Raw genomic sequence first — 14,211 nt, forward strand, 5'->3', positions numbered from 1 at the left:
GTAACCTCCGCTGCATGGCACGCCGCATCGAGCACCGCAGCACCTCGGAATGGCCCGCAGCTCGGGTGTACGAGGCGCTCATCGACGTCGACTACCTCCAGCAGCGCCTCGCCGAGATCGGCGGTCAGAAGACCGAGCTGGTCGAGCACAACGCGACCGGCGACGACGTGCGGTTCCAGGTCCGCCAGGGGGTGCCCGCGGAGTCGCTGCCGCCGATCGCCCGCACCGTGGTCGGCGGTGACCTGATGATCGACCGCAGCGAGTCGTGGCGGTGCGCCGAGGAGGGGCACTACACCGGCGAGATCGCGGCCGAGATCTCCGGCGCGCCGTGCTCGATCACCGGCTCGATGTGGCTGCGCGACCTGGCCGAACCCGCCGAGGGGCGGGTCAGCGAGTTCGTGGTGGACGGCACGGTGAAGGTCAACGTGCCCTTCGTCGGCGGCAAGCTGGAGGACTTCGTCGCCGAGCAGGTGCAGAAGCTGCTGGTCGCCGAGACCAAGTTCACCTCCGATTGGCTGTCCCGGCACAGCTGATGTCCACCCCTCGCAAGCGCGCGCCCAGGCTGGCCGCGGGCCGCGCCCGCGCGCTCGGGGTGCCGACGCGCGGCACGACCAACCCCAACCGGCTGCGCCGGATCGACCGCTGGATCGCGGGCACCCCGTGGGTCGCGGGCGCGCTTCGCGACGCCGCGGACCCCGTCGTGGTCGACCTGGGCTACGGCTCGTCCCCGGTCACGACCGTCGAGCTGGCGTCCCGGCTGCGCCCGGTCCGCCCCGACGTCCGCGTGTTCGGCCTGGAGATCGACCCGGAGCGGGTCGCGGCGGGCAAGCTCGTGGCCGATCCGCCCGCTCTGGAGTTCCGCCGGGGCGGGTTCGAGCTGGCCGGCCTGGCCGCCGGGATCGGCGGCGCGGCGGGGCCGACGCTGGTCCGCGCCCTGAACGTGCTGCGCCAGTACACCGAGCCGGAGGCGTGGAAGGCGTGGGACGAGCTGTGCTCGCGGCTGGCTCCCGGCGGGCTGCTGGTCGAGGGCACCTGCGACGAGGTCGGCCGCCGCTGCTGCTGGGTGACCCTGGACCGGGACGGCCCGCGGACGTTCACCCTGTCCTGCCTGCCGTCGGACCTCGACCGGCCGTCGGACCTCGCCGAGCGGCTGCCGAAGACCCTGATCCACCGCAACGTCCCGGGCGAGCGGGTGCACGCGCTGCTCTCCGAGCTCGACGCCTGCTGGGCGACCGCCGCACCGCTGGCGCCGTTCGGCCCCCGCGCCCGCTGGGCGGAGGCGGTGACGCTGCTGGCCGGCCGGGGCTGGCCGGTGCTGGACCGCAGGCGGCGCTGGCGGCTGGGCGAGCTGACGGTGCCGTGGGCCGCGGTGGACCCCCGGCTGACACTCCCGGGTCCGGGGTCCGGCGACCTAGACTCCGAGCCATGAGCGCATTCCTCCGCGACGCATTCGCCGAGCAGGCCGCCGCGCTGCGCGCCGCCGCCGTGCACGCCGGACCCGGCGTGCCGGTTCCGACCTGCGAGGGCTGGGACGTCGGCAAGCTGGTCCGCCACGTCGCCCGGGTCTACTCGATGGTCGATCTGTCCCTCGACCTCGAACCGGATGCGGAGCGGCCGGCTCCGGCGCCGGTCTCGGAGGACTTCGACGAGGCGCTCGCGGCCTTCGACCGCAACCTCGCGGTGGTCGCCGAGAAGCTGTCCACAATGGACCCGGATCGCCGGGTGTGGTCGTTCTTCCCCGGCGGGACGCCGGTTTCCTGGACGCGCCGGATGGCGCACGAGACCGCGATCCACCGGCTCGACGCCGAGCACGCGACCGGCGAACACGTGCGCGAGCTGCTGTTCGACCCCCGGCTGGCGGCCGACGGCATCGACGAGATGCTCGCGCTGCTGCTGCCGCTCTCGGACTGGTCCGGCTCGCAGCACGAGGGCCGGGTGCTCTACCACGCCGCCGACGCGGGCCGGGCCTGGCTGGTGACCTACCGCCCGGGCAAGCCGCCGGAGGTCAGCGCCCCGCACGACGCGGCGCTGGGCGAGTACGAAGTGGACGCCACCGTCGCGGGCACCGCGGACGCCGTCTACCGCAAGGCGTGGGGCCGCCCCAGCAACGCGGTCGTCACCGGCGACCCCGCACTCGCGGGCATCGCGGCCGGCCGCTGAGCGGCACCCGGCCCACCCACTCCCGCGAGCATCGCGGCCGGCCGCCGAGCGGCACCCGGCCCACCCACTCCCGCGAGCATCCCGGCCGGCCGCTGAACGGCACCCGGCCCACCCACTCCCGCGAGCATCGCGGCCCGTCGCCGAACGACACCCAACTCACCCGCCCCCGCAAGCATCCCGGCCAGCCGCCAAGCGGCACCGGGCTCACCCGAACCCGCGGGCATCCCGGCCCGTCGCCGAGCTGCACCCGGCGTACTCGATCGAGTACCCGCCGCGAACGGCCGGGTGTCCGGAAAGGACGGTCTCCGGCCTGCGACAATGCTGATCCGTGACCACTCCTGAACGCCGCTTCGTCATCAGCCTCGGCTGCCCGGACCGCACCGGGATCGTCGCCCGGATCGCGAGCTTCATCGCCGAGTGGGGCGGCTGGATCGTCGAGGCCGGTTACCACACCGACCCGGACACCGGCTGGTTCTTCACCCGCCAGGAGGTCCGCGCCGACTCGCTCCCGTTCGAGGTGGACGAGCTGCGCACGCGCTTCGCCTCCGTCGCGCGCGAGCTCGGCGACCGCACCGAGTGGCGGGTGCGGGACACCGGCGAGCGGCGGCGGGTGGTGGTCCTGGTGTCCCGCGAGGGCCACTGCCTGCACGACCTGCTCGGCCGCGTCGCCTCCGGGGAGCTCGACGTGGATCTGCGCGCGGTCATCGGCAACCACCCGAACCTCGGGCCGATCACCGAGGCGCACGGCGTCCCGTTCCACCACGTGCCGTTCCCGAAGGACCCGGCTGGCAAGGCCGAAGCCTTCGGCCGGGTGCGCGAGCTGGTCGACCAGCACGACCCGAACGTCGTCGTGCTGGCCCGGTTCATGCAGGTCCTGCCGCCGGAGCTGTGCGAGGCGTGGGCGGGACGTGCGCTGAACATCCACCACAGCTTCCTGCCGTCGTTCGCGGGCGCCCGCCCGTACCACCAGGCTTACGAGCGCGGCGTGAAACTCATCGGCGCCACCTGCCACTACGTGACCGCCGAGCTCGACGCGGGCCCGATCGTCGAGCAGGACGTGATCCGCATCGACCACGCCGACACCGTCCCGGACATGGTCCGCAAGGGACGCGACATCGAAAAGCTCGTGCTGGCAAGGGGTTTGCGCTCGCACCTGGAGGACCGCGTGCTCGTCCACGGCAAGCGCACCGTCGTGTTCTGACTCCGCCCCAAGGACACAGTGGACGGTCAGCGGCCGAGGGCCTCGATGACCTCCGCGCCGGGCAGCCCGGCCAGCACCGAACCAACGGTAATGATCTTGCTGCGCCGAAGCCCGCTGCCGACCACCACGGCCGGCGTCGCGGCCACCGCGGCGTCGACCAGCACCGGCCAGCCCTCCGGCAGCCCGAACGGCGTGATCCCGCCGTACTCCATGCCGGTCAGGCGCACCGCGTCGTCCATCGGCGCGAACGACGCCTTGCGCACGTCCAGCCAGCGCTTCACGGTGCCGTTGACATCGGCCCTGGTGGTGGCGAGCACCAGGCACGCCGCGTACCTGACCTCGCCGCCGCGCTTGCCCGCCACGACAACGCAGTTCGCGGAGAGCTCCAGCGGCGAGCCGTACTTCGCGCAGAACTCGGCGGTGTCGGCCAGCTCCGCGTCGATCTCGGTGACGCCGACCCGCGCGGCCTCCTCCGGGTCGAGACCGCGGACGGCGGCGGCGACCGGATCGGCGAGCAGTTCAAGGTGTTCCAGCGCGGGCGAGACTTCCAGCGTTCCCGCTGCCGGCGACCAATCGACTCCCATGCGGTGACGATACAAGCGCGTCAGCGCAGGAAGTCGACGAGCATCGCGCGGAGTTCCCGGCGGTGCGTCAGCATCGGCGCGGGCGACTGGAGGATCTCCAGCCGCGACTGCGGAAACGCCGCGGCCACCGCCTTGGCGACCTCGGCCGGGTGCAGCGGATCGTCCGTGGCGCCGATGACCAGGACCTCGGAGGTAACTGCCGCGAGCGCGGCGGCGTCCTCGACCGCGCACCGCTCGGGCAGCGCCCGCAACGCGGGTTCGAGCCGCAGCAGCGCCTCGGCGCGGCGGTCGACGTGGTCGCCGACCTCGATGCCCTCCGGCACCTCGGCGGCCACCGCCGCGCGCAGGCTCGCACCGCCGTCCGACGGCGCCGCCGCGACGGCGTCCGCCAGCCGCTCGAACGCCCACATCGCGGCGATGTCGCGCGGCCGGTCCAGCGATGCAGGCAGCAGCAGCGCCAGCCGCTCGAACCGGTCCGGGTGCTCGGCGGCGATCCGGGTCAGCGCGCCCGCGCCGAGCGACACCCCGACCGCACGGGTGGCCTGCACCTCGTCGGCTACCGCGAGCACATCGGCGGCGACGCGTCCGTAGTCCCAGTAGCCGGGCGGCGCGTCCGGCGCCTTGCCGTGCGAGGGGAGGCTGAGGACGGCGCGCGTGCCGGGAAGTCCGGAAGCGGGGATGCGGGCTTCGCCCTCGGTCGCGCCCAGACCGTGCGCGACGAGCGTGACCGGAGCACCGCGGCCGTGCAGCGTGCGGGTCGCGGCCACTACCAGGAGCTGCCCTTCTGGACTTCGGTCACCTTGGGACGCACGTCGACGATGTAGACGAGCACGGCGACCATGCCCGCGATCCAGAAGATCGTCATCGGTCCCCGGAACAGGATCAGCACCAGTGCGCCGCCGCCGGTGATACCCAGCCAGGCGGGCTTGGACAGCTTGTCGGCCGCGGTGAACGCGTCCGCGCGCTGCAACGCAGCGTGCACGAACGCGTAGATCCCGACCGGGATGCCTGCTCCCCAGATGATCAGCAGGGTCCAGAACGCCAGCTCCACGTCACCCACCCTACGTGCTCGGCCTCCCGAGCGGCACCCACGTGCGCGTGGGCGGCTGCGGGATCCGATGCGGACCGGCGACCGGTCCGCATCGGAATCGCCGTCAGCTCTCGGTGCTCTTCTCGGTCTTCTCAGCCGACTTCTTGGGGGCAGAAGTCTTGGCAGCGGAGGTCTTCGCAGCTGCCTTGCGGGTGGTGCTGCGGGTCGCGGTGGCGGCCTTGTCGCCGGCCTCCCGCACCGCCTCGGCGGCTTCCTCGGCAGCCTGCTCGGTCTGCTCGGCGGCCTTCTCGCCGTAGCTGCGGGTGGTGCGGGTGACCTTGCCGAGCACGTCGTCGGCCAGGTCGCGCACGTCCTCGACGACCTCGCCGACCTTCTCCTGGGCGGTCTCGGCCTGGGTGCGGGCCCGCTGGACCGGCTGCTGGGCCTGGATCCGCTCCAGCGCGCCCTCGCCGCGCTCGGCGAGGTAGTCGTAGAGCTTCACCGCGGACTGGGTGTAGGCGTCGAGCCGCTTGCGCAGCTCGGCGGGGTCGAGCTGCTCGCGCAGCTCGTTGAGGTCCGACGGCAGGTCGGCGCGGGCGGACTCGGCGCGCTTGTCCAGCTCGGTGCGGATGCGGCCGAGCGCGTCCTTCACCGCCTGCGCGGCCAGGTCGCCCGCGCCCAGCGCGGCCAGCAGCGGCTGGCGGGCCTGGCCGACGGCGCCCTCCAGCGCGTGCGCGGCCTGCTCGCGGATCTTCTGCACGTCCTCGGACTTGGGCAGGGTCGGCATGGAGTTCACTCCTCGAATCGCGGTTCGGTGGTCTCGGTTTCCCCGGGGGATGCCTCGCCGGAGTCCGCGTGCTCACGCCGGAACGAGACGTAGATCTCCAGCAACGCCTGCTTCTGCCGCTCGCTGAGACCGGTGTCGGCGCGGATCGCGTCGACCACCGGCCCGGCCTCGGCGCGTTCCAGGATCCCGGCCTGCACGTACAGCGCCTCGGCGGAGATCCGCAGGGCCTTGGCGATCTGCTGCAGGATCTCCGCGCTCGGCTTGCGCAGACCGCGCTCCACCTGGCTGAGGTACGGGTTGGACACTCCGGCCTTCTTGGCCAGCTGCCGCAGCGAGATCTGGGCGTTGCCGCGTTGCGCCCGGATGTAGGAGCCGAGGTCGCTGACCGCCTGGTTCACGGCTTTGTTGACCGTCTTGTCCACACGTTCCACCGGCACTCACCTCTCGGGTCGAGTCCCACGATAGGCCCGAGTGCTAGCTATTGCAAGCACACTGCTTGCACCCTTTCGAGGAGCTCACTCGCACGCGCACACGCAGAACGGGTGACCGTCCGGATCGGCGTAGACGCGGAACTTCGCGTCGAGCCGGTCCTCCGGTTGCGGGAGCGGAACGGCACCGGCGGCGATCGCCCGCTCGTGCCCCTCGTCGAGCGTCCGGACCCGCACGTCGAGGTGCATCATCTGCGGGCGCGCCCGGTCCGGCCAGGTCGGCGGCTGGTAGCCGGGGTCGAGCTGGAAGGCCAGCGGCGCACCGCCCGCCGGGTCGGCGAGCTCCACCCACTCGTCGCCGGAAGCCCGCTCGTCGATCTCCCAGCCGAGCAAGCGGCCGTAGAACCCGGCGAGCGCGCGCGGATCGGGGCAGTCGATGGCGAAAGCGGCCAGCCGCAGGGACGTGCTCATCAGTCGGTCTCCTTCTCGTCAGCGCAGGCAACCGCGCACGGCAACAGGTCCCGGATCCACCGCAGCACCGGGCTTCAGCTCCCGCACCGCGGACGCCCACCAGCGAGCGAAGCGGTCGAGCCACTCGGGCCGCAGCCTGCCGCCCTCACGCAGAGCACGGTCGACTTCGGCGTCGATGGCGGCCCGCGCGGTCCGGTCGCGACTGGGCTTCTCGGACAGCAATGCGTCGATCTGGATCGGGTTCATCACGCTGGAAACCTCTGTTCATGTTTAGATGGTTACTAACTGGCTAGATGATTATGAGGGTTACGCGACGGGGGTGCAACCTCCTATTGGCTTACGATGGTGTTCGTGAACAGCCATGCTGTCGCGCCCGAGACCGCCCGGCCTTCCGCCCAGCAGGCGACCGGCCTGGACGTCGACCGCGACCTAGTGCTCGTCCTGGCTTTCCTGAACACCTGCGACGCTGAGAAGGCCACCGACGTCCTCGACGACGCCGCCCAGTGGCGGAGATGGTGCGCCGAGCGGGAGCTCGGCGAGGCTCCGGAGCCAGCAGCGGTGCGCGAGATCCGCGACTCGATGCGGGCGGCGGTCCTCGGCCGCACGACCCCGGACCCGGCGGTGCCGCCGTCCTGGCCGGTGCAGGTCGTCCTGCGCTCGGGCCTGCCGGTGCTGACCGGGACCGATGCGCTGGGCACGGTGCTGGTGGCCGCGATCCACCTGGTGCACACGGGCCACTGGGACCGGATCAAGATCTGCCCGGCGGACGACTGCCTGTGGGCGTTCTACGACCGCTCCCGCAACCGGTCGCGCACCTGGTGCTCGATGCGGGTGTGCGGGAACCGGGAGAAGGCCCGCTCCTGGCGGGAGCGCCACTCCGGCTGACGCCGGGCCGCATCGGCCGCCGCGCGGGCCGGGACAGCAGTGGCGCGGCTTGGGCGGCAATGGCCCGGCTTGGGCGGCGGTGGCGCGGCTCAGCGGCAATGGCCCGGCTTGGGCAGCCCAAAGGAGTCACGCAACCCGGAGAATCACGCCGCTGCAGGGAGAAGCCACGCCACCCGGAGAGTCACGCCGCTCCGGGCAGGAGTCACGCCACCCGGAACGGCAGGCCCGCTCGGAACAGCAGCTGCGGATCGGGAACAGCAGCCGCCCGGCGGAACAGCAGCGACCCGCTCGGAGCGGCAGCCGCCCGGCTCAGAGCAGCAGTTGCGAGACGGTGTGGATCGCCAGCCCGGCCAGGGCGCCGACCACGGTGCCGTTGATCCGGATGAACTGGAGGTCGCGCCCGACCTGCAGCTCGATCTTGCGGGAGGTCTCCTCGGCGTCCCAGCGCTCGACGGTGTCGGTGATCAGCGTGGTGATCTCCGCCCGGTAGTTGGACACCACGTACACGGCGGCGCCTTCCAGCCAGCCGTCGACCTTCGCCCGCAGCTCCGGCTCCTCGGTCAGCCGCCGCCCCAGCGAGGCAAGCCCTTCCCGCACCCGGATCCGCAGCTCGCTGGACGGGTCCTCGGCCGCGTCGAGCAGCATCTTCTTGGCCGTCCCCCACGCGGAGGAAACGAGGTTCTGCACCTCGGGGTGGTCCAGCACCTGCTGCTTGATCTGCTCGGCCTTGGCCATGGTCTTCGGGTCGTGCTGGAGGTCGTCGGCGAACTCGACTAGGAAGCGGTCGACCGCCTTGCGCATCTGGTGCTCGGGGTCGGTCTTGACCGCCCACGCGAACGACAGCACCTCGGCGTAGATCTTGTCGGCGACCATGGCGTCGAAGAACTTCGGCGACCAGGACGGCGCCCGCTGGCTCACCACCCGCAGGACCGTGTCGTGGTTGTCGCGGACCCAGTCGTAAGCCCGGTCGCAGATCAGGTCGACGAGCTTGTGGTGGGAGCCGTCGGCGAAGACCTGCCCGAGGATGCGCCCCAGCGGCGGCCCCCACGGCTGGGCGAGGACCTTGCGCACGACGGCCTGCTCCAGCACCGCCTGGACGTCCTCGTCCCGCAGCACCTGCACGGCACCGCGCACCGCCGTCGCCAGCTCCGAGGTCACGCGCTCGGCGTGCGCGGGCTGGCTGAGCCAACCGCCCAGCCGTCCGCTGATCCCGGCCCGCCGGAGCTTGTCGCGCACGACCTGCTCGGACAGGAAGTTGGCGCCGACGAAGTCGCCGAGGCTCTGCCCGAGCGCGTCCTTGCGCGTCGGGATGATCGCGGTGTGCGGGATCGGCAGCCCGAGCGGGCGGCGGAACAGCGCGGTCACCGCGAACCAGTCGGCCAGCGCACCGACCATGCCCGCTTCCGCGGCGGCCCGCACGTAGCCCACCCAGGCCGCCGCGCCCGCGCTCTCCTGCCAGCGCGCGACGACGTAGATCACGGTGGCCGCCAGCAAGAACCCGCCGGCCACCGCCTTCATCCGCCGCAGGCCCCGGCGCTTGTCCTCATCGGAAACCGCAGTCCGCTCCACACGTCGATTGTGGCAGTGCCGGGAGGGTCCTCCGCTGTGACACCGTGCGTACCACGCAAACACGACACGGAGGACACGCCCGGTCACCGCAGCTCCCACCGGTCCGCCGACGCTCCGGATCACCTCGGCGCCCCGGTCCCGCGGGCACCGCGAGTCATCCGCCGCCGACGGGTTCCCGCCAATCGGACACCTGCTGCGCGCACCGCCCTTCGACTACGCTCCGGAAACGTGCGTACCCCAGCCCTCACCTCCCGGTTGCGTCCGTTCACGTCGACGATCTTCGCCGAGATCACCGAGCTCGCGAGGAAGACCGGGGCGGTCAACCTCGGCCAGGGCTTCCCGGACACCGACGGCCCGGAGGGCATGCTGCGGATCGCGCAGCAGGCGATCGCCGACGGGGTGAACCAGTACCCGCCCGGCCCCGGCATCCCCGAACTGCGGACCGCCATCGCCGAGCACCGCAGGAACCGGTACGGCAGCGAGCACGATCCCGACAGCGAAGTCCTGGTCACCGTCGGCGGCACCGAGGCGATGTCGGCGGCGATGCTCGCGCTGCTGGAGCCGGGTGACGAGGTCGTGCTGATCGAGCCCTACTACGACGCGTATCCGGTCGCGGTGGCCATGGCGGGCGGGGTCCGCCGCACGGTCGGACTCACCCAGGGACCGGACCACCGGTTCGTGCTCGACGTGGACGCCCTGCGCGCCGCGGTCGGTCCGCAGACCAGGGCGCTGGTGCTGAACTCCCCGCACAACCCCACCGGCACCGTGTTCACCGCCGAAGAGCTCGCGGTGATCGCGGAGGTCTGCCGCGAGAACGACGTCATCGCGATCACCGACGAGGTCTACGAGCACCTGCTCTTCGACGGCCGCAAGCACACGCCGCTGGCCACGCTGCCGGGCATGGCCGAGCGCACCCTGTCGATCTCCAGCTCGGGCAAGAGCTTCAGCGCCACCGGCTGGAAGATCGGCTGGATCTGCGGTCCCGCGGAGCTGGTCGCGGCCGTGCGCTCCGCCAAGCAGTTCCTCACCTTCGTCGGCGGCGCGCCGTTCCAGCCCGCGGTGGCGCACGCGCTGCGCAACGAGCTCGGCTGGGCCGAGCAGCTGCGCAGCGACCTCGAGCGCAAGCGCGACCTGCTTTCCCGTGGCCTCTCGGAGGCGGGCTTCGACGTCCTTTCCAGCGAGGGCACGTACTTCGTCTGCGCCGACGTGCGACCGCTCGGGTTCACCGACGGCGCGCAGCTGTGCCGCGAACTCCCGGACCGCATCGGCGTCGCGGCGATCCCGGTCCAGGTGTTCTGCGACCACCCCGAAGCGACCAGGCACCTCGTGCGGTTCGCGTTCTGCAAGCGCGACGAGGTCCTCAACGAGGCCGTCGAGCGGCTGCACAAGCTCAGCTGACATCAGCGACCTCCGTATCCGAGGCAGACGAAACCCGTTTCGCCGTGCTCCGCCTGGGCTTCCGCCAGTGCCTGCGCGGGTGGGAGTCCCCGGCGCAGCGCTGCGTGGAGCGTGACCATGACGGCCGCGGTGCGGTCGTCGGGCACCGGAATCACGCTGGCGATCACCGTCGCGGTCCCGCGGCCGAGTAGCGCCGCGGCCAGCCCGCTGAGCTGGTCGCAGCCGCTGATCGCGGACTGGCCCACCTCACACGCGGAGAGCACGACCGTCGCCGGACCGCGTTGCAGCCGGTCCAGGTCGTAGCCGTAGAGCGGACCGTCCGCCAGTTCCAGGCAGGACAGCAGCGGCTGGTCGGACCGGAACCGGCCGTGCGCCGCGATGTGCGCGACAGCCGCTCCATCCACTGTGGATAGAACGTCCTCCGCGGTGGCGGAACGGCCGGTCAGCAGTGCGCCACCGGCGACCTCGTGCAGCGCGCGGACTTCCCTTTCGGCGTCGGGCAAACCCGGTCCGGAAACCCAGACCTGACGGTCTCGCCCGGCGCCTTCCCGGAGGTCGGCGACCCCTCGAAGCCAACAGCGCAACGAGGGTGCGACCGTCACGCTCCGACCTCGGCAGGCGGGCAGGGCCGACCACGGCAGCGCGTGCAGGCTGCCAGTGGGAACGACGACGAGTGGTCGTTCCTCCGCGAGCGCGGGAAGAACCGGCCCGAGGACTTCCCGCTCCAGGATCTCCGCGGAAGAGCGGACCCAGTCCTCGAACGCCGCGCGGACGCGCAGACTCGGTCTTTCCGCCTGTCGGGAAAGGAAGTTCCGCAGCCGACCCACTTCACCTCCGACCAGAGATTCCGCCGCCAGGGAGTGGAGTTCGAACTTCCCGTCCACGATGGACACAGCGTGCAGCCGCCCACGGCTGGCGAAGAAGCTCAGCAGCACCGAGTCGCCCAGCTCGGCGACGGCGTCGGCGAAGCCCCAACGGGCCCACGAACTGTCGGTCCGCCCGCTGACCAGCATCGCCCGCCGCCGCACCCGGCTCTCCAGCTCCTCGATCCCGTCCATCGCGGCTGGTTGGTCCGCACGACCGCACACCGCGGAGCGCAACTCCACCAGCGACTCCCGCAGTTCCGGATCGGAAGGCGGGTTCAGCGCGCGGCGGCGCAGCGCGCTGGCCCGCGACCGCTCCGTCCAGCGCAGCACGAGCAGCGGATCGGCGACCCGCATCGCGGCCGAGACCGCGGTATCGGCCAGGTCCGCGGCGAGGCCGAACGTGTGCACCCGGAGCTCGAAAGCCGCGATGGCCGCGGCATGGCTCTCGATCGCCTTGAGCCCACCGGCGCACGCTTCGAACAACCTCGTCAGATCGCCGTCCTGCTCGGCCAGCAGGGCCTGCGCCAACCATCCCGCCGCCAGCTGCCCCGCTCCCGCCCGCGGCGCTTCGCGCGCCGCCGCCGCGAGCGCGAGCAGCTTCCGCGACATCGCCCGCATCCCGGCCTCGCGCGCTGCGCGCCCGGCCGTCAGCCACAGCTCCGCCGCCGGCGCCGCCCACCCGTAGCCCGCGCACACGACTCCCGCCCTCCGGGCGCTCGCGAGCGCGGAGCGCGACCGGTGGCCTCCGGCCAGCTTCGCCTGCCACTCCGTGGCGGCGGCCAGCGCCGCCCACGCCGGGCGCCGGTGCGCCCGGAAGAGCCTGCGGGCTTCGCTTGCCGCTTCGGCTGCCGCCTCCGCGTCGCCGTCCCGGAGCGCGCAGCCTGCCAGCGCGAGCCTGGTCTCGGCCAGCCGGACCTCGCGACCGCGGCCGGCGAGCCGGCCAGCGGCCCGTTCCATCTCGACCCTGGCCTCGCCGTTGAGCCCGGCCGCCGCGAGCGCTTCGGCCCGGTCGACCAGCGCTTCCGGGTTCGAGTCGGTGTCCAGGCCCATCGCCAGGGCGTCGGCGAACAACCGCAGAGCGCGTGGCAGCTCACCGGCGCGGAACGCCACGCATCCCCGGTTGTGCCTGCACCCGGCGGCGCGGCCGGGCTGGGCGCCGTCGGCGAAGATCCGCTCGGCCTCGGCCAGGTCGGACTCCGCCGCGTCGAGGCTGTTCGAGTACATCCGCGCCAGGCCGCGCCCTGCCAGGGCGTTGGCGACCCAGCGCTGATCACCTCCTTCTCGCAGGACGGGCAGGGCTTCGGTCAGTTGCGTCACCGCCGCGTAGAACCGGTCGCCCTGGCAGTGCAGGAGTCCCCGCAGGCACGCCGCTCTGGCCAGGTCCGGACCGCGCAGCCCCGGCTCGGCGCCGGTGAGCTGCTGCCAGCTCGCGTCGGCCTTGCCGCGGTCGAACTCGATCCACGCCAGCGTCAGCCGGAGCTGCGCGACCCGCTCGTCCAGTCCGGCCCGGCGTGCCACGGCGAGGCCCTGCACGGCGTAGCGCCGGGCCTCCCGGAGCCGTCCGCGCTCGACCGCCGCGAGCGCGGCGACGTGCTTGGACAGCACTCGCAGTTCCGGGCCGCAGCCCGGTTCCGCCAACCACTTCTCCGCTTCCCGCAACGCCGTTTCGGGCACCTCGCCCGCGTGTTCCCGCCACCAGAGCGCGGATTCGATCCTGGTGTCACCCGCCGGGAGCACGGCGGTCCCGGCGCTCAACAGACCAGCCAATCCGTGACGGCGGGGGCGGCCTCGTCCTGCCGCAGCACCACGCTCAGCGGGCCGCGCGGGACGTCGTCCACCTCGAAACCGCCTTGGTCGTCCAGTTCTCCGACGCATTCGCCGGTGGCGTGCCGCAGCACGACGTCGCCGCTCGGCGTGCCCTGACCGGACGAGGCGAGCACGAGCCCGGTCGCCCGGTACATGCCCTGCACGGTCGGGACCAGGTCCACTTCCAGCAGACTGCCCGGCATCGCGAAGGTGAGCACCCGTGCCTCGGCGGTGGCCGAGGTGCGGGTTTTCCCCGGTGTGTCAGCCGAATCGCCGATGAGGCGGAGCACCGCCGCACCGCGATCGGCCCAGCGCCGGGACGCCGCCGCGTAGGCGCTCTCGACGGCCCGTTCCGGTGCGGGGTCGCGAGTCTGGAAGAGCTCGCGCAGCACCCGGAGTTCGAAGGGAGGTCGAATCCTCATCACGCAGCCCCTTCCGTGACATCAAGCGCGTCCAACTGCTGCCGCAGCACCGCGAGGCATCGGCCCTTCTTCGGCCCGATGGTTCCCCTGGCGATCCCCAGCGCTTCGCTGACCTGGGCGTAGCTGGCGTCCGGTGCCATCGCGAGCACCCGGAGCAGCTGCTGACACCGCTGCGACAGGCGGCTGAACGCCTTCCACAACCGCATCTCGGCCATCGACCGGAGAACCTTGGTCTCCGGGCTCTCCGACCGCTCACCGGTGTCGAAAATCAACAGATCGAGTCCGGTCGCGGCTTCCCTGCTACGTGCTTTCGCCAACCGGATGGACTCCCTTCGCGCGGTCGTGACCAGCCAGCCCGCCAGCGCGTCCGGGCTGCGCAGCCGGTCGAGGTTCTCGGCGAGCAGCAACCAGGTCGCCTGGTAGACGTCCTCGGCGTCGGTCACGTTCGCCGAATACGCTCTGGCTGTGCCCCAAACGACTGGGCCGTTGCGGTCGACGACGTCCTTCCACGCCCGCTCATCACCGCCCGCGATCTGCCGCACCAAGGCCGGTCCGGTACCGATTTCCCGCATGACGACTCACCTTCCGTTTCTCCTGATCGATC

The 14,211-nt window shown here is 72.4% G+C and carries 17 protein-coding genes; 6 read left to right on the forward strand and 11 right to left on the reverse strand.

Going from position 1 to position 14,211, the window contains the following annotated elements; all coding sequences use genetic code 11:
• Positions 1-14: 14 nt before the first annotated feature.
• The 4 genes from ABD691_RS31380 to purU all read left to right on the forward strand — a co-directional run bounded on the left by ABD691_RS31380 (position 15) and on the right by purU (position 3,361).
• Positions 15-533 (forward strand): DUF2505 domain-containing protein, encoded by a 519-nt coding sequence (locus tag ABD691_RS31380; RefSeq protein WP_344685949.1) that lies wholly within the window; start codon positions 15-17, stop codon positions 531-533.
• Entirely contained in the window at positions 533-1,429 is an 897-nt protein-coding gene (locus ABD691_RS31385) for a class I SAM-dependent methyltransferase (RefSeq protein WP_344685950.1), read from the forward strand. The genes ABD691_RS31380 and ABD691_RS31385 overlap by 1 nt, the downstream gene beginning before the upstream one ends.
• On the forward strand, positions 1,426-2,160 hold the full coding sequence (locus ABD691_RS31390; protein WP_344685952.1) for a maleylpyruvate isomerase N-terminal domain-containing protein: 735 nt from the start codon (positions 1,426-1,428) through the stop codon (positions 2,158-2,160). Before ABD691_RS31385 ends, ABD691_RS31390 begins: the two co-directional genes overlap by 4 nt.
• Positions 2,161-2,488: 328 nt before the next feature.
• Complete coding sequence (gene purU, locus ABD691_RS31395; protein ID WP_344685954.1) at positions 2,489-3,361, forward strand: formyltetrahydrofolate deformylase; 873 nt, start codon at positions 2,489-2,491, stop codon at positions 3,359-3,361.
• A gap of 26 nt (positions 3,362-3,387) precedes the next feature.
• Here purU and ABD691_RS31400 read toward each other — a convergent pair whose 3' ends face one another.
• The 7 genes from ABD691_RS31400 to ABD691_RS31430 all read right to left on the reverse strand — a co-directional run bounded on the left by ABD691_RS31400 (position 3,388) and on the right by ABD691_RS31430 (position 6,907).
• Complete coding sequence (locus ABD691_RS31400; RefSeq protein WP_344685956.1) at positions 3,388-3,945, reverse strand: YbaK/EbsC family protein; 558 nt, start codon at positions 3,943-3,945, stop codon at positions 3,388-3,390.
• Positions 3,946-3,965: 20 nt separating this feature from the next.
• Positions 3,966-4,712 carry an alpha/beta fold hydrolase gene (locus tag ABD691_RS31405; protein ID WP_344685958.1) on the reverse strand — a complete coding sequence of 249 codons (747 nt, stop codon included), beginning with the start codon at positions 4,710-4,712 and terminating at the stop codon, positions 3,966-3,968.
• Positions 4,712-4,996, reverse strand: a complete 285-nt coding sequence (locus ABD691_RS31410) for a DUF2516 family protein (RefSeq protein ID WP_344685960.1) — start codon at positions 4,994-4,996, stop codon at positions 4,712-4,714. The genes ABD691_RS31405 and ABD691_RS31410 overlap by 1 nt, the downstream gene beginning before the upstream one ends.
• A gap of 103 nt (positions 4,997-5,099) precedes the next feature.
• Positions 5,100-5,762 carry a hypothetical protein gene (locus ABD691_RS31415; protein ID WP_344685962.1) on the reverse strand — a complete coding sequence of 221 codons (663 nt, stop codon included), beginning with the start codon at positions 5,760-5,762 and terminating at the stop codon, positions 5,100-5,102.
• Between the two features lie 5 nt (positions 5,763-5,767).
• The gene (locus tag ABD691_RS31420; RefSeq protein ID WP_344685963.1) at positions 5,768-6,193 is read right to left on the reverse strand and encodes a helix-turn-helix domain-containing protein; all 426 of its coding nucleotides are present in this window, start codon (positions 6,191-6,193) and stop codon (positions 5,768-5,770) included.
• An 84-nt stretch (positions 6,194-6,277) separates the two neighbouring features.
• Positions 6,278-6,661, reverse strand: a complete 384-nt coding sequence (locus tag ABD691_RS31425; RefSeq protein WP_344685965.1) for a VOC family protein — start codon at positions 6,659-6,661, stop codon at positions 6,278-6,280.
• An 18-nt stretch (positions 6,662-6,679) separates the two neighbouring features.
• A complete protein-coding gene (locus ABD691_RS31430) occupies positions 6,680-6,907 on the reverse strand; it encodes a hypothetical protein (protein ID WP_344685967.1) in 228 nt (75 codons plus the stop codon).
• A 96-nt stretch (positions 6,908-7,003) separates the two neighbouring features.
• Between ABD691_RS31430 and ABD691_RS31435 the strand changes: the two genes are divergently transcribed.
• A complete protein-coding gene (locus ABD691_RS31435; RefSeq protein WP_344685969.1) occupies positions 7,004-7,546 on the forward strand; it encodes a CGNR zinc finger domain-containing protein in 543 nt (180 codons plus the stop codon).
• Between the two features lie 309 nt (positions 7,547-7,855).
• Here ABD691_RS31435 and ABD691_RS31440 read toward each other — a convergent pair whose 3' ends face one another.
• A complete protein-coding gene (locus ABD691_RS31440) occupies positions 7,856-9,064 on the reverse strand; it encodes a DUF445 domain-containing protein (protein WP_344686022.1) in 1,209 nt (402 codons plus the stop codon).
• A 279-nt stretch (positions 9,065-9,343) separates the two neighbouring features.
• Between ABD691_RS31440 and ABD691_RS31445 the strand changes: the two genes are divergently transcribed.
• The gene (locus tag ABD691_RS31445; protein WP_344685971.1) at positions 9,344-10,513 is read left to right on the forward strand and encodes a pyridoxal phosphate-dependent aminotransferase; all 1,170 of its coding nucleotides are present in this window, start codon (positions 9,344-9,346) and stop codon (positions 10,511-10,513) included.
• A gap of 2 nt (positions 10,514-10,515) precedes the next feature.
• Here the strand turns inward: ABD691_RS31445 and ABD691_RS31450 are convergent, their stop codons facing one another.
• Genes ABD691_RS31450 through ABD691_RS31460 form a run of 3 tightly spaced genes read right to left on the reverse strand, consistent with a single transcriptional unit; the run spans position 10,516 to position 14,179 of the window.
• Positions 10,516-13,134 carry a CHAT domain-containing protein gene (locus tag ABD691_RS31450; RefSeq protein ID WP_344685972.1) on the reverse strand — a complete coding sequence of 873 codons (2,619 nt, stop codon included), beginning with the start codon at positions 13,132-13,134 and terminating at the stop codon, positions 10,516-10,518.
• A complete protein-coding gene (locus ABD691_RS31455) occupies positions 13,131-13,607 on the reverse strand; it encodes a hypothetical protein (RefSeq protein WP_344685973.1) in 477 nt (158 codons plus the stop codon). Before ABD691_RS31455 ends, ABD691_RS31450 begins: the two co-directional genes overlap by 4 nt.
• Complete coding sequence (locus tag ABD691_RS31460; RefSeq protein WP_344685974.1) at positions 13,607-14,179, reverse strand: RNA polymerase sigma factor; 573 nt, start codon at positions 14,177-14,179, stop codon at positions 13,607-13,609. The genes ABD691_RS31455 and ABD691_RS31460 overlap by 1 nt, the downstream gene beginning before the upstream one ends.
• Between the last annotated feature and the right edge of the window lie 32 nt (positions 14,180-14,211).

Source organism: Saccharopolyspora taberi (assembly GCF_039534165.1).
Classification (GTDB): domain Bacteria; phylum Actinomycetota; class Actinomycetes; order Mycobacteriales; family Pseudonocardiaceae; genus Saccharopolyspora_D; species Saccharopolyspora_D taberi.